General features: G+C 48.4%; 15 protein-coding genes and 3 tRNA genes. 8 read left to right on the forward strand and 10 right to left on the reverse strand.

The genetic code is table 11. The features are described from left to right. Positions 1-6: 6 nt before the first annotated feature. Positions 7-2,889 (reverse strand): choice-of-anchor J domain-containing protein, encoded by a 2,883-nt coding sequence (locus JXQ28_04570; protein ID MBN2277003.1) that lies wholly within the window; start codon positions 2,887-2,889, stop codon positions 7-9. Between the two features lie 275 nt (positions 2,890-3,164). Further along, positions 3,165-4,055 carry a hypothetical protein gene (locus JXQ28_04575; protein MBN2277004.1) on the reverse strand — a complete coding sequence of 297 codons (891 nt, stop codon included), beginning with the start codon at positions 4,053-4,055 and terminating at the stop codon, positions 3,165-3,167. Between the two features lie 269 nt (positions 4,056-4,324). Between JXQ28_04575 and JXQ28_04580 the strand changes: the two genes are divergently transcribed. Beyond that, positions 4,325-4,999 carry a TusE/DsrC/DsvC family sulfur relay protein gene (locus JXQ28_04580; GenBank protein MBN2277005.1) on the forward strand — a complete coding sequence of 225 codons (675 nt, stop codon included), beginning with the start codon at positions 4,325-4,327 and terminating at the stop codon, positions 4,997-4,999. A gap of 86 nt (positions 5,000-5,085) precedes the next feature. Here the strand turns inward: JXQ28_04580 and JXQ28_04585 are convergent. From JXQ28_04585 to JXQ28_04605, 5 genes are all read right to left on the reverse strand, one after another. Beyond that, positions 5,086-5,159: transfer RNA gene (locus tag JXQ28_04585), tRNA-His, on the reverse strand. A 143-nt stretch (positions 5,160-5,302) separates the two neighbouring features. Then, on the reverse strand, positions 5,303-6,238 hold the full coding sequence (locus tag JXQ28_04590) for a chemotaxis protein CheV (protein ID MBN2277006.1): 936 nt from the start codon (positions 6,236-6,238) through the stop codon (positions 5,303-5,305). A 175-nt stretch (positions 6,239-6,413) separates the two neighbouring features. Then, entirely contained in the window at positions 6,414-7,502 is a 1,089-nt protein-coding gene (serC, locus tag JXQ28_04595; protein MBN2277007.1) for a 3-phosphoserine/phosphohydroxythreonine transaminase, read from the reverse strand. Between the two features lie 43 nt (positions 7,503-7,545). After that, entirely contained in the window at positions 7,546-8,421 is an 876-nt protein-coding gene (locus tag JXQ28_04600; GenBank protein ID MBN2277008.1) for a hydroxyacid dehydrogenase, read from the reverse strand. 16 nt (positions 8,422-8,437) lie between these two features. Continuing rightward, positions 8,438-9,682 carry a DUF1015 domain-containing protein gene (locus JXQ28_04605; protein ID MBN2277009.1) on the reverse strand — a complete coding sequence of 415 codons (1,245 nt, stop codon included), beginning with the start codon at positions 9,680-9,682 and terminating at the stop codon, positions 8,438-8,440. A 174-nt stretch (positions 9,683-9,856) separates the two neighbouring features. On the opposite strand from JXQ28_04605, the gene hisS reads away from it, so the two are divergent. From hisS to JXQ28_04635, 6 genes are all read left to right on the forward strand, one after another. Next, a complete protein-coding gene (hisS, locus tag JXQ28_04610; protein ID MBN2277010.1) occupies positions 9,857-11,305 on the forward strand; it encodes a histidine--tRNA ligase in 1,449 nt (482 codons plus the stop codon). Positions 11,306-11,308: 3 nt separating this feature from the next. Further along, a complete protein-coding gene (locus JXQ28_04615; protein MBN2277011.1) occupies positions 11,309-12,778 on the forward strand; it encodes a PrsW family intramembrane metalloprotease in 1,470 nt (489 codons plus the stop codon). Between the two features lie 228 nt (positions 12,779-13,006). Beyond that, positions 13,007-14,197: a pyridoxal phosphate-dependent aminotransferase gene (locus JXQ28_04620; protein ID MBN2277012.1), complete on the forward strand. Its 1,191-nt coding sequence runs from the start codon at positions 13,007-13,009 to the stop codon at positions 14,195-14,197. 73 nt (positions 14,198-14,270) lie between these two features. Then, positions 14,271-15,254: an ROK family protein gene (locus tag JXQ28_04625; protein MBN2277013.1), complete on the forward strand. Its 984-nt coding sequence runs from the start codon at positions 14,271-14,273 to the stop codon at positions 15,252-15,254. 1 nt (position 15,255) lies between these two features. Continuing rightward, the gene (locus JXQ28_04630) at positions 15,256-15,666 is read left to right on the forward strand and encodes a hypothetical protein (protein ID MBN2277014.1); all 411 of its coding nucleotides are present in this window, start codon (positions 15,256-15,258) and stop codon (positions 15,664-15,666) included. A gap of 61 nt (positions 15,667-15,727) precedes the next feature. Continuing rightward, positions 15,728-15,800: transfer RNA gene (locus JXQ28_04635), tRNA-Phe, on the forward strand. A 209-nt stretch (positions 15,801-16,009) separates the two neighbouring features. Here the strand turns inward: JXQ28_04635 and JXQ28_04640 are convergent. Continuing rightward, positions 16,010-16,462, reverse strand: a complete 453-nt coding sequence (locus tag JXQ28_04640) for a dockerin type I repeat-containing protein (protein ID MBN2277015.1) — start codon at positions 16,460-16,462, stop codon at positions 16,010-16,012. Positions 16,463-17,173: 711 nt separating this feature from the next. On the opposite strand from JXQ28_04640, the gene JXQ28_04645 reads away from it, so the two are divergent. Then, positions 17,174-17,246, forward strand: a tRNA-Thr gene (locus JXQ28_04645). A 30-nt stretch (positions 17,247-17,276) separates the two neighbouring features. Here the strand turns inward: JXQ28_04645 and JXQ28_04650 are convergent. After that, entirely contained in the window at positions 17,277-18,107 is an 831-nt protein-coding gene (locus JXQ28_04650; protein ID MBN2277016.1) for a GNAT family N-acetyltransferase, read from the reverse strand. 20 nt (positions 18,108-18,127) lie between these two features. Beyond that, on the reverse strand, positions 18,128-19,918 hold the full coding sequence (locus JXQ28_04655) for a putative Ig domain-containing protein (protein MBN2277017.1): 1,791 nt from the start codon (positions 19,916-19,918) through the stop codon (positions 18,128-18,130). Between the last annotated feature and the right edge of the window lie 529 nt (positions 19,919-20,447).

Genomic DNA, 20,447 nt, shown 5'->3' on the forward strand with positions numbered 1-20,447 from the left:
CTTAAACTATGGGCAAATCGGTGCCGGGCCGCTCTTATAAAGGTACGAAATAAGGTAAGTGACATCGAGAATATTCACTGCCCCGTTGCCGCTGGCATCACCGGCCCCCATCGGTACCGGTGGCGGACCGCTCTTGTACAGGTATGAAATAAGATAGGTGGCATCGAGAATATTCACCGCCCCGTTGCCGTTGGCATCACCGCATACGTATGACTGGCAATCGTAGGCCATGATCGCCAGGTTGTCGATATTCCAGCCGCAATAACGTGACCAGCTGTCGCTTGTTCCCATGGTGAAACGGATATAAACCGTAGTCTCTCCATCGGCGACATCAGAAATATCCACCCGGCAGGGAACCCATTCCAGGTCGGTTAAAGTGGCGCTGTTTTCCCAGACCGTGGTCCAGTCGGAACCATTATTGCTCACCCGAACATAAGCATGATCGTATCCGCCGCCTTCCACCCCCAGCCAGCGGTCAAAGGTAAGACGGATATTTTCATGCCCCTGACAATTGATAACCGGACTGGTCAGATGCCTCTCAACCATGCTGTTTTCATAATCCCCGTTCAGATTGTAACCGTATACATTATCCCCATTACTTCCCCAGGTCGGGTCCGGTTGAGGATATTGCTGATCACTTCCACCCTGCCCGGTCGGGATACCGCGCGCCCAGAGTCCCCCGGAAACCGTCCAGCCCTTATCGGTTTCGAAATTGTCTTCAAATAGCGCAATCTCACTCTCGATCACATACAGCGTATATGGGGCCAGCGGATCGGGATCGACAAATGATTCCTCTCCGCTTGTTTCCGTAGCCACAAGGTAGTACTCCGCGGCCTGCCCGCATTCAAGGGCCGGGATTTCTGCCTGATATAACGTGCCTCCCTGGCTGATGAGCGATGTCTCCAGCCAGTCGCCGCCATCGATACGATACTTTAACACCCCGCTATCGACTCCGGCCGTGGCATCCCCGACCGGAATCAAATCAACTTCGATACCGGTTGCCTGACCGGTCAAGGCATATTCCGGAAGTCCGTCGGGATAATTAAATGTAATACCATTTCTCTTCTTGAATGATATGGTCGGATCACCAAACAGGGTAAGCTGATAAAAGCACCACCGCATACAGCTTTCGTCGATCCGATAAATATTGTCTTCCTTGGAGTCCTGATTGGCATAACCTATTTCCGGTTTGGCTTCGGAGGGATTATAGATGGCATCCCAGTATTCGCGGTTGAATCTCTGCGAGGGACCATCCGTGTTATAATCGCCCCAACCGTAACGGGCATTCATAATAGCCGCAAAGGCTCCATGATCCCCCTTGATGGTGGCATATTCCGCCCAGCATTCGGCATCATCGAAATTCCCGGCATAACAGCCCTGGGAATAAATAAAACAGAAATCATTATTGGTAAACTGACTCAGACAATCACTGCTGGTCATTTTAAGGGCATAGCTGGTGTTGCAATGCCCGTAATGGTTGACCAGATGGACTCCGCCGTTGACCCGCGAGGTGAAAGCCGACTGCGGCCAGTCATTACCCGGATAGGTCAGATCATAGAGTTTCTCCACATTGTATATCTTGGATGGTATCCCCTGCGTGGCATAACCATGAGCCTCCGAATGGTCAATAATTTCATCACAAGAATACCCGCCGTATTCCCCCCAGCCGCCGAATGTCAACTGCTCCCCGACCATTAAAACATCATCGAGATAATCGTCTTCACTGCTCAAATAGGCAATTGTCTTGCTGACAAAAGCATACGCCTCCGGCGCCGAACTGATTGAAGCCCGGCCCACATATACTTCAGCCACCAGATCAACCTCGCCGCCGCCCTCTCCGTCGGTCGGCTCGCCATTGTAACCGTCGCCATCATAATTGTAGGTTCCATCGAGACATCCAAAATAATGATCTCCGGGCATATTATAATCGACATAATTATCGGGGCCCGGCCAGGATTCAATATAAAGATCTATTGCCGGAATAATGTCATCATCGCCGCCGATTAAAACATGCTGGATACCATCATTCAAATAGCGTTCGCGGATATAGTTGCGGATGGTCTCCGGGTCGTTTCCACCAATACTTTCCAGCGTATGGATTTCGGTCGGAATCCCGGTGGTGTCATGGTATTCTTTGAGAGTCTGGAAGAAAACACTCATGGCCGAGGTAGTGATAATCAGTAAATCGTAACTTCTGTCGGCGCGCATTGATGCCGCCCGGTAGCTGATGCTGGCTTCGGGATTGTCCACTCTGGCCTCAATCAGTCTTTCGTCTTCTGCATATCCCCGGTACATCGGAGCCGCCTTGCCGGTGGCCGCCGTACTGACCACTACCTGCATTCTTGGATAATAATACAGCTCTCCGCTGGCCGGTATATATTCCACGGGATTGAGTCGCAAAGTCACATAATCATAGCCGCGGAATGTCTGGGTGGTGATTTTTCTGAAACGATCCTGCGGAATCGGTTGATTCAATGCATAGATCGTCTTGTCGGGTGTCGGCGGACTGACCAGGGATGGGTCGATTGACAGCGGGTAGGGCCGGCCGACCGGCTCCACCAGAAGACCATCGGTCACTTTAATCCGCTCGCCCGGTATCAGACTGATCCCGGTAATTTCCTCGCCGTAGGCTATCAAAATGGAGGCTCCTCGGGCCGGTAAGGCCGGTTCACCTGGTTGACCACCGTTGGGCGCCCCCGGCATAATTATGCGATCATAAAGATCGTTCGCGATCATGACCTGTTCGATTTGCGGATAATCGAAACTATAGTCCAGCCTGATCTCGCCCCCAAAAGAGGCGGTGGCCAAAATGGCCAACAGGGTTATTACCGCTACGGGAAGGTTGACGAAAACATTACGTTTGGAGAAGACTCTTGAACTGTCTTGCATGCCGGGCTCCTTTCATGGCCTTTTCTGGGGAAGGGAAATTCCGCCGGGGAATTTCGTGAGGAAACCTTACTACTCCCGTTTGATATGGATGTCAAAAGCAATTAAATTGCAGTAACCTGATATAATATAAGCCAAAATGGATTTTTGTCCATCTTATTCTTATGTCCCCAATTGGCGGCCTTTACCGCGCCAAAATTCTCAACCCCATAACCCGGATTTCGCAAAATACGCATCCGGATATGCAGAACAAGCCTTTAAAGGATCAGGTATGCCTTCTAATCCTCCGCGTCTTCCACGCAACGAACCGACATGCCGCCATTCATATCGTAGTAGCCGCTGCCCAAAGAAGGTTCACTCGAATACAGGCACTCCCACATTACTCCGTTACCATCGCTGTATGTGGACGACCAGAACATAGCCCAAATACACATATTGTCATAACCCCCACTGCTCATGCGGAAACCGCCGGGCAAACCCGTAAAACCGCTTTCATTGGTGGCGCCTTCGTTAGGCTCACACCAATAAGCAGTTCCGGTATCCTTCAATTTTCCGCCTGCTACCTGGCTGCCACCAAGATAATCGCGTAATACATTCCACTCGGATGCTGTCGACACATGCCACCCTTCCGGCGCTATCTCCCGGATGTCAGCTACCGCATACCAGTTATATAAACTGCCGTAAATCTCCCCGTTCTCCGGGTCGTTATCGTATTCGCAATACGCCCCGGTCACAAGATTCTCCCAGATATGGAGATCGGTGACATTGGGAATAGGGCTATTATCACGGTAGTGGGTGACCTTCAGGTTTTCTGCCATCCACCATTGATCGCCTATTTTTATGGTTTTATATATGTTGCCGTCAATATCTGTAACAATACCTGTTCCACCGCAATACGGTCCAGGACCGCCCTTATAAATATGATTAATAAGGTAAGCGGCGTCCAGGATATTTATGAAACCGTTGTTATTGACATCCCCGCAGAGACCAGCATAGGATGTTCCGCAATTCGGTTCTGAACCACTTTTGTAGAGATAACGTAACAGGTAAGTTATATCCAATATATTTATTGAACCGGAGTTGTCAACATCGCCACAACTGCCGGCCAGGGACGGAATTGGTGTTATTAAAATAATCGCGCCCGAAAAAGCTATCAATGCTCGCCTCATGATTTTTACCTCCAAGGTAATTGTGAAGAGAATATTAAGGTTTGAGTCCCGATATTTATTGGAAATAAAAGTGATGGCCCTTCGGACCTATAAATACATTTTAGCCCAATCCCATGCCGGGGGTCAAGTACAATTTTATCAAGGTAGATCTCATATGCCAATATTTATCATTGCGGGCACGGGTAAAACGGGTATATTTATTATGACCGAAAAATATCAAAACCGGTCCAAATATTGGCTGTTTTCATTATCAGGTGGAGGGAAAACTTATGCCCAAAGCAACTTTTAATGGCCGGACATTCGATGTCGATGATCAGAATTTTCTGGTCGATTACGAAACTTGGGATGAATCTTTTGCCGTCGGGATGGCACCGCGTTTGAAAATTGAGCGAAATTTGGATGAGCGGCACTGGAAGATAATTCGTTTTATCAGGGATTATTTTCGCGATAACGGCGTCTGTCCGCTGGTGTACGAAACATGTCGGGCCAATCAACTGACCATTAAATCTCTTCGAGGGCTTTTTCCGACCGGCTATCTCCGTGGGGCTTGTCTGCTGGCCGGGATAACCTACAAAAACCGGCTGATTAACTATTTCGGTGAGCCGTCCCATGCGCTTCGAACCGAAATCAAGGAAGAAATCACCCGGATCCCCATTTCCAGAAAAACATACCGGATCAATGTCCTCGGATTTTTGGTCGATCCGTCCGAATGGGATGAAATCTTTGCCATCAACCGGGCGGCCGAATTCAATCTGAAATTGACCGATCGCCACTGGGATATAATTAATTATCTCCGAGACCGATTCAAACGCGATACGACCGTGGCCACCGTCTATGAATGTTGCGAGAACAATCATATCGAAATCGGCGAACTGGAAAGGCTTTTCCCGATGGGATATCATCGCGGAGCCATCAAACTGGCCGGTTTGCGATATATCGAATAACTCGCGGATAGCTTTCCTGCCGTTCGAAATCAGGTCTGCCAAAGTAAAAAAGCCCCATTCACAAAATGGGGCTTTTTTAAATTCTCTACTGGGGGAGAGACTCGAACTCTCGACCCTCAGATCCACAATCTGATGCTCTAACCAACTGAGCTACCCCAGCAACTGCAAAGCTCTATTTTATATCTAATAATCGCCCCGATGTCAAGAGATTTCAATCCATTTGGCCATCCGACGCCATATAAAAAGGCCGGGTAAAACCCGGCCTCCAAATTGGCTTTTCCCATTCCCCCGGCTTCACCCGGCTCAAGTCATCACCGTATCGGTCGCCGGTTCCAGAAGACCCCGCTGGATCAGGCAGTTTTCCAGCGCATGGATCATCTCGAGACTATCAGGTTTGCCCACCTGGGCATCGGCCCCTACCGTCCTTCCCTTCTCGGTGTTCTCCGCTGTTATCATCGATGAATAAATGACGACCGTCATATCCTTAAGCTCCGGATCGGCCTTAATCCTGGAGGTCAGCATCAGGCCGTTCATCCGGGGCATCTCGATATCACTGACAACAGCATGACATTTATTCCCGCCGGACATTTTCATCCGTTGCAGTTTTTCCCAGGCCTCGAGTCCATCGCTGCAAACCGTCAGTTTGTTGTATCCGTGCCGATGGAGAAATTTCACCATCGATTTCCGTAAAACCCCCGAATCATCGGCCAGAAGAATATGGATATCCCTGGGCGTTATCGCCTGCGGTTGTATATCATCCTCGGCATCATCCCCGTACGTTCCCAGAATCCGGCCAATTATACTTTCGAAATCGGCGATCAAGACCGTCTGCTCATTGACCTTGGTAATCCCGGTCAACGGAGCCCCAAGATCGGTAAGATATATCGAGGGCGGTTCGATTTGATCCCATTTGAGGGTATGAATGACCTCGACCGAATCGACCAGGATGCCGCAACGGACTTTATTGAACTGGACGATTATGATAGCTCCCTCTCCATGAGAGGTGGCATCGCCCTCAATCTCAAGATATTCCCCCAGGTTGATTAATGTCAGGACTTCCTCGCGAAGCATAAAACTCCCTTCAACCGCCCGGGGTGCATGGGGAATTACAGTTGTTTTGGTGCGGGGAATGATTTCGCGAACCTTATCGACATTGATGCCGTAGGGTGTTTTGCCGAGACGGAAAATGAGCAGTTTCATCTCACTGGTGGTTTCCTTCAGAAATAGACTATCGGCCATAAATACCCCCTTTCCTATCCTTTATAATAATGGTCCAAATTCAACTCTTTATAAACAGGAATAATAATTCCGGTTTACTTATATAATTATCGGCCGGGGAATAAAGAAAATAATGATGGGACGTTATAAAAAAAGACCGGCATAAATACCGGTCCTTAAAAATATATGGATATATTTACTGATTGGCTTTACGGAATTTTTCCATAAATTCAGCCAGTTTTTTGGCTCCATCCAAAGGCAGGGCATTATAAAGCGACACCCGGATTCCGCCCACCGAACGGTGACCCTTGAGACCGATAAATCCGGCCGCCTTAGCCTCGGAGATAAATTTCTTCTCCAGATCCTCGTTGGGCAGGCGAAGCGTTATATTCATCCAGCTCCGGCTGTCCTTTTGAACCGTACCCTTGAAGAAATCAGGATTCTGGTCTATCAGGCCATAAATAGCATCCTTTTTCTCTCGGTTAACCTTCTCGACCGCCTCAAGACCGCCCTGTTTTTTAATCCATTCAAAGATCAGCTTCATGATATAAACCCCGAAAACAGGCGGGGTGTTGTACAGGGAATCATTTTCCGCATGCGTCTTATAGCTGAACATGGTCGGCAACCCGTCCTTGGCTTTGGCCAGAAGATCATCGCGGATAATAACCAGAGTTACGCCGGCTGGTCCGATATTTTTCTGGGCCCCGGCATAAATAAGCGAAAACTTCTTGAAATCCATTCGCCGGGAAGCAATATCCGAGGACATATCGGCAATCAGGGGCACGTTTCCGGTTTCCGGTATCTGGTGAAACTGCGTCCCCTTAATCGTGTTGTTGGTCGTGAAATGCAGATAGGCCGTATTATCCGGATACTTGATATCGGACATCTTGGGGATAAATTTGTATTCGGCTTCCTTGGAAGAGCCGGCCAGATGAACATTGCCGATTAACTTGGCCTCCTTGATAGCCTTGGATGACCAGGTTCCGGTATCGACATACGCCCCCACCTGCCCCTCATTCAGAAAATTGAGAGGGATAAAAGCAAACTGGCTCGATGCCCCACCGGCCATAAACAACACTTTGTAATTATCGCCGAGACCGAAAATCTCATGCACCAGAGCCATGGCGCTGTTGTTGATTTCTTCAAATTCGGCCGAACGGTGGGAGCTTTCGATTATCGACATACCGGTTCCGCGGTAGTCAAGAAACTCCTCCTGGGCGATTTTCAACACCTCCAGAGGAAGCGTCGAAGGTCCGGGATTGAAATTGAAAACTCTCTTAGTCATATTAAAGCCTCACTTTAACAATATATTCCAGGTTATTGTTATACTATTTCTTAACATATTTGCCAATCAATTCATCGACAATCTCTCCAATTCTCAACAAATTCTCGTTACTTGAGGCGCCGATATGCGGGGCCATCAAGACATTGGGAGCCTTCATCAAGGGGGAATTCTCCGGAGGGTCCGAATACCAGACATCGGTGGCATAACCGGCCAGCTGACCGCTTCCAAGAGCCGCTACGATGTCTTCCTCGATCACGCATTTGCCGCGACCGGTGTTTATTATCCGGGCGCCTTTCTTGCAGTGAGCCAGAGTCTCTTTATTCAGCATACCCTTGGTATCATCAGTCAGAGGCATATTGAGCGAAATATAATCCGAAACCGCCAGCAGATCCTTGATGGACGATTTCATTTCCGCCACCTCACTGGTTTTAACAAAAGGATCATAGGCAATCACTTTCATTCCAAAAGCCTTGCCCCTTTTACCGATTTCACTTCCAATCCGTCCCAGTCCCAGAATTCCTAATATCTTGCCGTAAAGTTCGGTTCGTTTCAACTCCTTTTTCAGCCACTGCCCGGCGTGCATGGAAGTATCGGCTTCGACCAACCGATTTGGCATGGCAATCATCATGGCGAAAGCCAACTCGGCGACGGCAATCGATGAGGCCGAGGCCGTGTTATAAACGATAATCCCCTTTTCTTTGGCATACACCTGATCGACATTATCAAGACCAACCCCGCCGCGAATAACCATCTTGAGTTTGGGAGCGCCGTCGATATACTCCCGGGTGACCTTTGTCTTACTTCTGATAAGAACAATTTCCGCTTCCGGTAAACGGGCCTTGTCATCGGTAACTTCGCCGTATTTTTTCAGTTTGCCCGGCAGGCTGGCATCAAAGGCATCGGAAAGTAGAATCAACATTTTCACACCTCATGATTTATTCGGTTAATAAATTAACAACCATACCGCTGCGCAGTTTCGGTTCGAACCAGGTTGATTTGGGTGGCATCACCTCTCCGGCATCAGCCACATTAATTAACTGCTGAATCGACGTCGGGTAAAGAGAAAAAGCCAGCTTGTTTTCGCCTGAATCGACCAGTCTGACCAATTCCCGGGTACCTCTGATCCCGCCCACGAAATCGATCCTGTCATCGGTTTTAGGATTCTCGATTCCAAGAATCGGGGCGATCAGGTTCTCACCCAGAATAGCGGCATCGATCGATTTGGTCGGACTGCCGGTATCGAATGTCCCCGGTTTGGATTTCAACAGATACCATTGTTTTTCGCAGTAGAATCCAAAGGTATGAGGCTCCGCCGGATTGATTTCTTTATTACTCCGGGAGATTTCAAATTTCTCCTCAACCCGTTTTAATAACTGCTCCAGAGTCATACCGTTCAGGTCCTTGACCACCCGGTTATAAGGCAGAATATTCAGTTCCCGATCAGGGAAAAGAACGTTAAGGAAAAAGTTATAAATCTCCTTACCGGTATGGTTCGGATTTTTCTCCCGGTAACGGCGGCGGACTTCACTGGCCGAGGCGCTCCGATGATGACCATCGGCGATATACAATTCCGGTATGACCGCGAAGGCCTCGGCTATATCCCGAATACTTTTTTCGTCGTTGACCACCCAGAGTTCGTGTCGGACATTATCCCCGGCCGTAAAATCCACCTCGGGTTTTCGCGATGTCAGCCCCTTTAAAATACCATCAACCCGGGCATTGAATTTGAAAGTGGTAAATACCGGTCCCACCTGGGCCTCAAGATAAGTGATATGATTGCTGCGATCATTGACCTTGGCCGGCCGCGTATGTTCATGCTTCTTTATTTTTCCGTTATCATATTCATCCACTGAGGTCAGCGCCACCAGCCCGGTCTGACTCTTTTTATTCATGGTCAGTCGATAGAGATAAAAACAGGGCTTCTCATCACGGATCATGATACCGTCTTTGATAAAACGTCTTAAATTATCCCGGCCGCGCTGATAGACTTCCTCACTATATGGATTGACCTTATCATCGAATTCCAGTTCCGCCTTATTGATCCGAAGAAAACTATAAGGGTTATTCTGGGCCATTTCCTTGGCTTCCCTGGTGCTTAAAACATCATATGGCGGCGACGCCACCTTCTGGGCATATTCCGGTTTCGGGCGCAAACCTCTAAAGGCCCTCACAATTGCCATAAATAACCTCGCATTTAGAATCAATCAATTGTGAACAATTTCACGATATCGAACATATTAACTGAAACCGAAAAAATCAACCGAATTCGGTCATAATCTTCAAAATTCCATCCCCGCGAATTACTTAAAAAAATAGCTTTCCTTGATGACAAAAAATCATAAATTGCAAAAATTATGACCGCCAATGATAAAAGCAAGCGGGTTATGCCCCGGGTTCTGAAAGGATTTCGCGATTACCCCCCGAAAGAGGAAATCGCGCGTCAAAATCTAATTACTAAAACCAGGGCAGTCTATGAAAAATACGGTTATCTGCCGCTTCAAACCGCATCGCTCGAATTTGCCGAAACCCTTCTCGGTCCCCATTATACCGATGATAATCTTAAAGAGCTCTTCGGTTTCACCGGACCCGAGGATGTCAATATGGCCCTCCGCTACGAGTTTACCGTTTCGCTGGCCCGTTATGTGGCCGGGAATACCCAACTGCCTCTCCCCTTTCGACGCTACCAGTACGGCAATGTCTGGCGGGTGGATAAGCCGGGACCGGGCCGTTTCCGAGAATTTATGCAGTTTGATTTTGATATCGCTGGAACCAAATCGATGCTGGCCGATTCCGAAATTATCACGGTCATGGTCGATGTCATGCAAACCCTGGGGATTAAAAACTTTATTGTCCGCTATTCCAATCGCAAACTGATTAACGGCTTGACCGAATACGCCGGTATCCCGGGCGGCAAGGCGGCCGATGTTTTCCGGGTCATCGACAAACTCGAAAAACAGGGCCGCGAGGCGGTCATTCAGGAACTTGGTCCCGGACGGATCGATGTCTCGGGCGATAAAATACCCGGTTTGAACCTGACCGAAAAACAGATCGGCCTGCTGACCGATTTTCTCGACCTGGCTCAATCGAAATCCAATAACATTCTGGATGAAACCGAAAAACTCCTGGGGGAAATCAAGGTCTCCGTGGAGGGTATCGAGGAACTAAAACAGATTCGGGAATATCTGGCCATGATGAATTCACCTGAGGATAAATCCCGGGTGGATATTACCATCGTCCGCGGGCTGGGATATTACACCGGTCCGGTTTTTGAAACCACCCTCGTTGATTTGCCGGATTATGGCTCGGTTTTTTCCGGGGGACGTTATGACAATCTGGTCAGCCGCTTTTCGGGACAGAATATTCCGGCCACCGGTTCCTCCTTCGGAGTTGACCGCATGCTGGCCGCTTTGATAGCCTTGAATGCTATCGAACTGACGGGAGCCACCGCCGAGGTTTTGGTGACCACCATGGATAAATCTCGAATATCGGAATATATTGAAATGGTGAACCAGATTCGCGATGCCGGAATCAGGGCCGAATTGTATATGGGTGAAACCAGGAATATAAACAAGCAGTTGAAATACGCCGACCGGGTAGGGATTCCGCTGGCCGTGATTGCCGGGTCCAATGAATTCGAGAATGGCCGAGTCACCATCAAGGATTTAAGAGCCGGACGGGAATTGTCAAAAGATGTCAGCGATCGGGAGGAATGGCTCAAGGCCGAAAATGTCCAGGAAACTATCGGCCGGGCCGATATGATTATCCATCTGCAAAACCTTCTGCAAAAACATGCCGGAGTCTAAAATATGCGCCTCAGATACATTCTCATAACGACAGCACTGATTTTTATTGCCGCATCGGGATGGGCGGCCCTGAGAGCCAGCCGGAGTATTTCCGAATTCCGCGAACGGGGATCGGTCCGGAAATATATCTTCTATATGAATGAACAGGAATTTGGGCGGCTGGAATCAAAATGCGCCGGGGAAAAGGATTTTGATGACCGGCCGTCGTACCGGTTCGATGAAAAACTTCATCTCGATTATTCTGCTTTCGGACGTGATTATGTCCTCGATATCGACAACCGCCATTATGTCGATGATCGGGGTTATTATGTCGGCGATGAAATGAAATTAAAATCATCCGGGCAATCTCAGACTCTCCATCTCGGGGTTCAAGGCGATGGTGTTGCCGGATATTATACTCGGAATCAGAACCGTGAGGAAGTCAACCTGCCCATGGCAATTCCGTTTTTTGCCGTCGATAACAACTTAATCGACCAATATGAAATATTCCTGGCGATGCACAATATCCGTATCGGCGATACCCTCAGCGATACCATCTTCATCCCTCAATCGCTCTATCGGGCGGCTTTTAAAATTGTCATCGAGAATTTTATCCCGGTCCGCTACGGGGATATGGCCGACAGCGCTTATGTTTGCCGCTTTCTTCTGCCCAATGATCAGACCATGTATTTCACCCGTGACAAAAAAATTATCAAACTGTCCCAGCCCTCCCAAAAGCTGGAAGTGATCCTGTCGGAAAGTCCGCTGGATAAGATGGCTCCTCCGAAATCACCGTTCGGTTTTGAAGACTTCTTTTGGCGGATACCGGTGTATCTGGTCTGCCTGGCGGTGGGTCTGGTTTTTGCCATACCGTTTCTGAGGAAATATTTCCGTCAGCCCGAATTGTACCTGATCCTGATCCTGGGCGGTTTCCTTTTCCCGTTAATTAACCAAATCCAGCTTCCCCTTCAAAGATGGTTTGCCGAAAACTACATGATCCCCGGCATAAAATCGGGCGGATCGATTTACTATTATGGTCTTTACAGCGCTCTTATTTCCGGATTGGTTCAGGAAACGTTAAAACTTATCCCTGTCGCCCTGTTTTTCATGTGGCGTCATCCGGGCCGGAACCTGACGATTGCCCTGGGCGTTTTTTGCGGACTGGGTTTTGGAATTCACGAAGCCGCATCCCTGAGCGGAGCGGCCTATCAATCGGGCGCACTGTCAATTTTCTCGATGGCCATGTTTCGATACCTTATGACCATCCTGTTTCATGCCGTTACCGGGGGGGCTTTCGGTTATGCCCTCCACCGGGGATGGATTAAAGTCATTATCGTCTGGCTCGCCCTGGTTGTTATTCATGCCTTCATCAATTACCTGTTTATATTCGTCCAGAAGGCTGTTTTTGATGTGACCATTTTAGAAATACTGACTATTCTGATTTACCTGCTTTTACTTCTGGCGGTTTACCTGATGGTCAGGCGATCCCGCTGAAAGCCAAATAATAATGATCATTTCCCCGCATAATATAGACCTGCGATTCTATTAATGGCTGGTCGAGAAGAATGCCATCGGCGATAACGGGGCGAAATAAAATTTGACAACAATTACGCCTTATGTTATTTTCTTCACAAGTTTGAAAGGTTGTACGGATTGAGTAAGATACAGAAAACAGCCGAATCGGGTAACCGACCGGCGCGATATGAGGTGATTATGTCAGCTATGGAAATATCCCGACGGGGCCTGGCTCTCCCGGCATCACCCATCAGGAAGCTTATCCCCCTATCCGAGGGCGCCAAAAAACGCGGAATCCATGTCTATCATTTGAATATAGGCCAACCCGATATTGAAACTCCTCCCGTTTTCTGGCAGGCCGTCAAGAACTACTCCAAAAATGTTCTGGCCTATGGTAATTCGCAGGGGCTGGCCGAATACCTCCAGAAACTGGCCGCTTATTATCGTCGCCGGGAGCTTGACGTGGATCCGGGAGATATAATCGTCACCACCGGCGGTTCCGAGGCCATCGTATTCGCCATGACGGCGATCTGCGATCCCGGTGATGAAATCATTGTTTTCGAGCCCTTTTATACCAATTACAACGGTTTTGCCATTCAGGTCGGGATAAAACTGATTCCTCTGGCGACCCACGCCGAACATGGTTTTCATCTGCCGAAAAAAGAGATAATAGAAAAAGCCATTACCGACCGGACCCGCGGTATCATGTACTGCAATCCCAACAATCCCACCGGGACGGTTTATACTTCCGATGAACTGGAAAACCTCCGCCAACTGGTCCTGAAACACAACCTCTTTTTACTGGCGGATGAAGTCTATCGGGAATTCATTTACGAAGGCCATCATATTTCAATATTGTCGCTGAAGGACATCGCTGACCGGGCCATTATGCTCGACTCCATCAGCAAGCGCTATTCGGCCTGCGGCGCCAGGGTGGGTAACCTGATAACCAAAAATAAAGAGGTTTACACGGCCGCTCTGCATCTTGGTCAGGCCCGGCTCTGCTCCCCCACTCTGGAACAGGTCGGGGCGGCGGCGGCCTATGAACTGCCCGACACCTATTTTGAAAAAATGATCGGGGAATACAAAAGACGCCGCGATGTGGTCTATGAGGGCTTGATGAAAATCGAGGGAACCGTGTGCATCAATCCCGGCGGAGCGTTTTATGTTATGGCTAAACTGCCGGTCGATGATGCCGAAAAATTCGCCGCTTTCATGTTGACCGATTTCGATGAAAAGGGTAAAACCGTGATGGTGGCGCCCGGACCGGGATTTTATGCCACTCCGGGTATGGGTCAAAACGAATGCCGGATTGCATACGTGTTAAATACCGATGATTTAAAAGACGCTATGAAAATTCTCAAGCATGGAGTCGAGGCCTTTAATTCCCGAAAGTGACCGGCAGTAAACATCAGACTTCAAAATGTTTGATATAATCCTTTAAGTAATGATTTTTAACTGATTTGTTGCCATGAGTGAATCCGAATACTACGCCGGTATTGATATCGGCGGGACTAATATAAAATACGGTCTGGTTGATTCCACCGGACAAGTGGTTTTCCGGGATCAGAAACCGGCCATGGTCGAAAAAGGAGCCAAACCGCTTCTTCACCTGGTTACCAATATCGCGGAAAATCTGCTCTATCGGGCGGCCGAGGAGGATTTGCCGGTTCGCTGGCTGGGAGTGGGTTCCCCGGGAACGATCGACAATATCACCGGGGAGGTCAAAGGCGCCTCGCCCAATATTCCTGACTGGCCGGGGACTCCGATCGGCAGTCATCTGAGCTCCCATCTTAATATGCCCGTCTATGTCGATAACGATGCCAACGCTATGGCCCTGGCCGAACTCCGTTTCGGGGCTCTCCGGAGGTTCAATTCAGCTATCTGTATCACCGTCGGAACCGGAATCGGAGGCGCCGTTATTATCGACCGCGATATCTGGCGCGGAAGCAGTTTCTCGGCCGGTGAAATCGGCCACCTGGTCATCGATTACAACGGCCCCGCCTGTCTGTGCGGTAACCGTGGATGTCTCGAAGCCCTTTGCTCATCGGCGGCCATAATCGCCCGAACCGAATCCAGAATTAAGGATGGTATAAGCGATATTTTACAGGATGTTTTAAACGGCGAACCCAAAAATCTCAATATCCGCAAGCTCTTTTCCGCAGCCCGCAAGGGTGACGAAATCGCCCTGAGTGTGATCGAGGAAACCGCTACAATACTTGGAGCCGGACTCTCCGGTGTTATTAATTTGCTTAATCCTGAAGCGTTGGTGCTGGGCGGCGGTATAATAGATGGCGGTGCCGGTTTTATCGAAACTGTCGGCGCGGAGATCAGACGGCGGGCTTTCGGGGCCGCCACCGAGAATCTGAGAATTCTCAAAGCCGAACTGGGTAATGATGCCGGCTTTATCGGAGCCGGATTGCTGGGCGAATATAAAACCAAAAAGCAGGTCTGACATGTCCAAAGGTAAAAAGACGGGCGCGGCAAAACCCGAACCGCACCCGAAAACCGAAAAGCCGCCCCTCGAAATCAATATCATTTTCTGGTTTGGAGCCGTCCTGGCCGCAACCTATTTGATCTGGGGATCGATCAGTATCATTCTTTCCATCCTTGATCGTACCTACAAGGATTTTCAGCAAAACCTGGTCATCCTGGTTTATGGCTTTATCGTCCTGACAATGGCCATCGGATTCCGTAATAAACGTCTCTGGGGATGGTACGGTTTACTGGCGGTAATGTCATTCGTGGTCGTCTGGTCAGCCTTCAAATATACCGACATCTACGGTATTATCTGGGGCCTCCTGGCCATATTCGGACTGGTGGGCATCCTGCTTCCGCAGGTCCGGAAACATTATTTCAAAGCCTAAAAATAGGTTGACATCGGTCGAAAAAAGAATTAATTAGCAAAATCCGATTTTTATGGATAACGGCGCCCTAGCTCAGTTGGTAGAGCAACGGACTGAAAATCCGTGTGTCCCCAGTTCGATTCTGGGGGGCGCCATTTTTTATTGATTACCGATCGCTCAATCTTCCGAGTAATGGCAGGGCCTTTCGCCCTCTTCCTCTATCACCGTTCTCAGCCACTCAAACAACTCCCCTGCCTTGGCATTGAGATTTTTCTGCGCCAAATCACCCGCCATATAAAGCATCACCGAAGTGTATGTGGCCGAATGCTGGATAACTTCAAACCACTTTAGTTAATTTCACACATCAGTATATGTATTTTAGAAGAAAAGCCACATCAAGAATATTGACCTTCCCATCGCAATTCACATCACCGCCATTAAACAATACAGGCGGCGGACCATTTTTATACAAATATTTGATCAGAAATGTGACATCCAGAATATTAGTATTTCCATCGCTATTCACATCGTACATGATAACAATGCTTTCTTTAACCGACCAGCAAGCGGAAACCCATTCGGGTTGCGGATCATCGAATAGCCAACCAAAGAATCCTGTCGGGGTATTTATTTCAGTGCAGGCATCAGTACATAAGGTCCCGGTTTGCAAGTAACCCATCGGTATAAGTAAATAAAGGCGCATTCGTGCATAGCCACTGGGTCCAATATGACCCACAGGAAAGCCAGGATTCCCTGAGCCGATATGTAAAAGCGTATCGGGCAAAATTGCCGTCCCAATTATAGAAAGAAACAGCATTGATTATATTCCAAAAACCGCCGGTTTCATAACCATTCAACAAATGAATACTGCCGTCGGATGGATCGCTGCCGGGAGTAAGTGAATACCCTTTGTCGACATGAATTATATTGGTAACGTTTCCAGCACCATACAATCTGATGGCCATTTGAGTATCCAACCTGTTTATATCACCTTCCCCGCTATTATAAACACCTATGTCGACATAAAATAACATATTAGCCCGGAGCCTCATTGTTCCGGCATCATCTCATAAACAGTGAGGAGGAATATCCACATATATAGCCATCGCCGCGGCCATTCCGCCGCAGAGTACGACCGCCAAAACAATACCAAAAATCAACTTCCTGCACATAATCTCACTCCATATCCAAAAATCCCGTATTCACCGTACTTTTTTCATGATCAGAATTTATTAATAGCAAAAATGATTAAAAAACGGGGATGTGGCTTGCGGAATTTAAACCCACCGAAGGTTCCTCTTGATCAATAGCTGATCCGCAGGAACAAGAACCTTTTATCGCATTCTCAAGCGCAAAATATAATTTTTATTACGAGATGTTAAGGGTTTTATCCACAATCACCCCTGCAAATCCCCGGGCAAAACAATAAGCCGTTATAAGTCAACCATTTTCCTGAAATATCGAAGGGCCGGATAGCCGAATATTTTTATTGCGTTTTGGGCCGATATGATTAAATTGGCACCTGCAGGCCACCGTAGCTCAGATGGTAGAGCAGCTGATTCGTAATCAGCAGGTCAGCGGTTCGATCCCGCTCGGTGGCTTATCCTATTGGAGTCACCTTTTCGCCGTATTCAGCCCTTCTCGGGGCCGAAAATCCCGAAAACATGATTTTCATAATCCCGCCGCTCCCCAAGATACATCCTCAACGATGGCGCATTATACACAAATCCCTGTCCGGCCAGAAATTCCGGTATTTTATGCATGATATCCGGTATCCCGATAGAAATTGCCTGAGATCCGAATTTATTAATCAGCGCCGCCAGCAGAGTTTCGGCATCGGCCATCTTCTCGGCCACCACGGGACCGACAGAAAGACAATTATTCGCCCGCGTCCTGACAATGGCATAGGCAGTCACCCGGCGTTTCCGGACGGCATATATCATATCCGGCGTCTCCTCAAAATACCGGACAAGCAATTTCCTCCTGTTTAATCCGGTCTTCTCCCGATCGAAGGCAATAATCTGCCCGAGAAGATCAGGCGGGCAGGATCCCAGAACAGCCTTACCTATGCCGGGTTTACGACTCATTCGGATTGAAAGGTACTTATCCTGAAAGCCATACCGGCGATATAACGATACCGCCGCGAAAACACCATCCAGTTCGATACTTTTGACACCTTTGTTCTGAAGATACTCGATTGCCCGACGCAATAATTTTTCGCCAATGCCTTTACCCCGCTCGCTTGCCGAGACAATCAGCGTTCCCATGAAGCCATAATCGCCGTATGAAATTGTCGTGATTATTCCGGACGGATGGTCGTCGCTAACGGCTACAAAACATCCTTCCGGGCTAAGATCGATAAGTCTTTCAAAATCGGATGGCAGGTAGCCCCATTTTTCGAAATCGGTCAGCCCGACCGCGAATGGGATATCATCCGCGGTCATGGTTTCTATAATGAACATTTATCTGTCGATATGGTCCGTCAGTCGCATAACGGCGCCGGACCGCTCTTATAAAGATAATTTATTAGATAAGTGACATCGAGAATATTCACCGCCCCCGATCCGTTGGTGTCGGCAATTATGTATGGGACCGGGTCCGGACCTTCGGTGTACAGATAGGCAATCAGGAAAGTGACATCGAGAATATTTATCCCCCCCGATCCATTGGCATCACCGCATATCATGTTGATCTCAATACTATATTCCTGCGTATCGGTATTGGGGGGAATTTTTGAATCCAGGGCCTGGATGGTAAATTCAAAAGTCCCCACTGCAGTCGGGACCCCCGAAATAATCCCGGATAGAGCATTCAAATCCAGCCCATCCGGTAATTGCCCGGAAATAACCGACCAGACGTACGGCGGATATCCGCCTTCAGCCTCAAGAGTATCAATGTAGGCAACATTCATGGTACCATTTGCAACTGAAGTTATGGTTATCGACACCGGGACCGAACCGGAATGCTTCAGGGTTGGATCACCGCACAGGGTCATCCCGTAAAACCAGCATAGCATCTCCTGGTCAAAACCCCAGCCATTCACGACCGTAAACCAGTCATGGAAGGCTTCGCCATAGGTCCGGCCCATCGCGAAGGGCCCGTAGAAATACTCGAAATAAAGCATCGATCCGGTTTTGGTACTGCCCACACTGGCCAGGCCGTAAGTGTCGCAGAAAACATACCACCCACCCATGTAATCGTATTCCACATAGCGGGCATTGGAACAGGCGAACAGGTTATAGAAATACACCTGCGGATCGATCGTTGTGACTTCATCATAACAGGTCGTCCCCCCGGTCCATTGATTGCCGATTTTAAAATAATGGCAGTTGGGACTGGAATGAGAACAAAGAAGAATCGCCTCGTAATTGTTTGCCAGCTCCGCTTCATAATTATAATCGACTGTCGCCGCGCCGCTGGTATATACAGTCTGGGTATCATAGACCTGTCCGAGGGCCCCCGCCCAATCCGGCGCGGCACTTTCCCAATCATCATCAATAAAGGCCAGCGAGCGAAACCGCAAACTTGACTGCCCGGTCCGGTAATTGTGATTCTTGACGAAATAATTATTAACCAGGGTCGCTTCTCCCGCTCCGCCATAAGCCAAAGTGGAAGCCGTCAGGCGTCCCAACCAGATTTCCGGAACACGATCCCCGGAATGAGAATCGAACAGGCCATCGCTGTCGTCATCACCCCATTCACCGTCCAAATCCATATAGTATAAATCGCATGGAAAGGAATCATATTCATCCCAGCAGTAAGTCTCATACCACGCTACCGGAAGATCACCGATCAGCAGACACCCTTCCATCCCTTCGGCGTACTCCGTCTGAAGAAACTGCCGAAATTGCATCGGTGTTCCTCCCTCCGAGGTGAACAGCTTGACATCGTAAACATCCGCCGTCAAATCGATAATATATTGATCGATTGATGATTCAATGCCGGGATAAAGAGCGGTGTTGACAATGATTGCAAACCCGACCGGATCCCCCTTGAGAGCCGTTTTTGATTCACTTATCAGTTCAATTGTAAATGCTCCCGACTTCCCGACTCGCGCCTGCCATTGCTCATACGTGGTCGGTTTTTTGCCATCCTGCTCGGGCCAGATGGTCCGCGGGATACTGCGGATGTACGCTTGTCTGGCGGCTTCATCATTTATATTAAAATCAACCGCCCGGATGACTCCCGGCAACAGCAATAAGATCGATATCAATAACCAAAAGGAAATCATTCCATATTTGGTCGGCACGGCCACAGCCCTGGAATTATTCATGACAAGCCTCTCTCAAGATGGTTAAACAAAGCGGTCGGTAGTTCGTCATTATAACGGACCGGTAAACAGTAACTTATATAAGTTAATAAAAATCACGGCTTTGTCAATAAATAGTTGTAACCTTTGAACTTGCCATCATCTGAGGTATTTATTATATTAAAATTTCTTTCTTGTTTGATATAGATCAAAAAACGGAGGAAGATATTGACAAGCCAATCTTTCCTTTAAGGATATTTCCGACTCATACCATCCTGAAAGCCATTAATCTTTATAGCGATGTTATGGGTTTTGAAATTCTCCGCCTCGACGAATTAATTGCCGCACCTTTGCCCCGGATTCCTCATCTGCCCGATAAAACCGGACGAATTGGACCTGTTATAGAATTAAGGATCGATGATATTCCCGCCGCCGTTTCACGACTAATTTGCTCCGGATGCGAGGAGTTGACTTCTGGACCTTCCTTACATAATTATTATTTGCGTGATCCCGAAGGTATTATTCTTCATTTAATCCCTTTCTGAAAAGCTGA

It is taken from the genome of Candidatus Zixiibacteriota bacterium (assembly GCA_016933955.1).
GTDB lineage: Bacteria > Zixibacteria > MSB-5A5 > GN15 > PGXB01 > JAFGTT01.

Bases quoted from the DNA above. Each gene is read 5' to 3' on its own strand.
- serC (MBN2277007.1), bottom strand. From the start codon at position 7,502: ATGACTAAGAGAGTTTTCAATTTCAATCCCGGACCTTCGACGCTTCCT.
- JXQ28_04615 (MBN2277011.1), top strand. From the start codon at position 11,309: ATGCGCCTCAGATACATTCTCATAACGACAGCACTGATTTTTATTGCC.
- JXQ28_04655 (MBN2277017.1), bottom strand. From the start codon at position 19,918: ATGAATAATTCCAGGGCTGTGGCCGTGCCGACCAAATATGGAATGATT.
- JXQ28_04605 (MBN2277009.1), bottom strand. From the start codon at position 9,682: ATGGCAATTGTGAGGGCCTTTAGAGGTTTGCGCCCGAAACCGGAATAT.
- JXQ28_04650 (MBN2277016.1), bottom strand. From the start codon at position 18,107: ATGTTCATTATAGAAACCATGACCGCGGATGATATCCCATTCGCGGTC.
- JXQ28_04625 (MBN2277013.1), top strand. From the start codon at position 14,271: ATGAGTGAATCCGAATACTACGCCGGTATTGATATCGGCGGGACTAAT.
- JXQ28_04590 (MBN2277006.1), bottom strand. From the start codon at position 6,238: ATGGCCGATAGTCTATTTCTGAAGGAAACCACCAGTGAGATGAAACTG.
- JXQ28_04640 (MBN2277015.1), bottom strand. From the start codon at position 16,462: ATGCTGTTTCTTTCTATAATTGGGACGGCAATTTTGCCCGATACGCTT.
- JXQ28_04580 (MBN2277005.1), top strand. From the start codon at position 4,325: ATGCCCAAAGCAACTTTTAATGGCCGGACATTCGATGTCGATGATCAG.
- JXQ28_04570 (MBN2277003.1), bottom strand. From the start codon at position 2,889: ATGCAAGACAGTTCAAGAGTCTTCTCCAAACGTAATGTTTTCGTCAAC.
- hisS (MBN2277010.1), top strand. From the start codon at position 9,857: ATGACCGCCAATGATAAAAGCAAGCGGGTTATGCCCCGGGTTCTGAAA.
- JXQ28_04620 (MBN2277012.1), top strand. From the start codon at position 13,007: ATGGAAATATCCCGACGGGGCCTGGCTCTCCCGGCATCACCCATCAGG.
- JXQ28_04575 (MBN2277004.1), bottom strand. From the start codon at position 4,055: ATGAGGCGAGCATTGATAGCTTTTTCGGGCGCGATTATTTTAATAACA.
- JXQ28_04630 (MBN2277014.1), top strand. From the start codon at position 15,256: ATGTCCAAAGGTAAAAAGACGGGCGCGGCAAAACCCGAACCGCACCCG.
- JXQ28_04600 (MBN2277008.1), bottom strand. From the start codon at position 8,421: ATGTTGATTCTACTTTCCGATGCCTTTGATGCCAGCCTGCCGGGCAAA.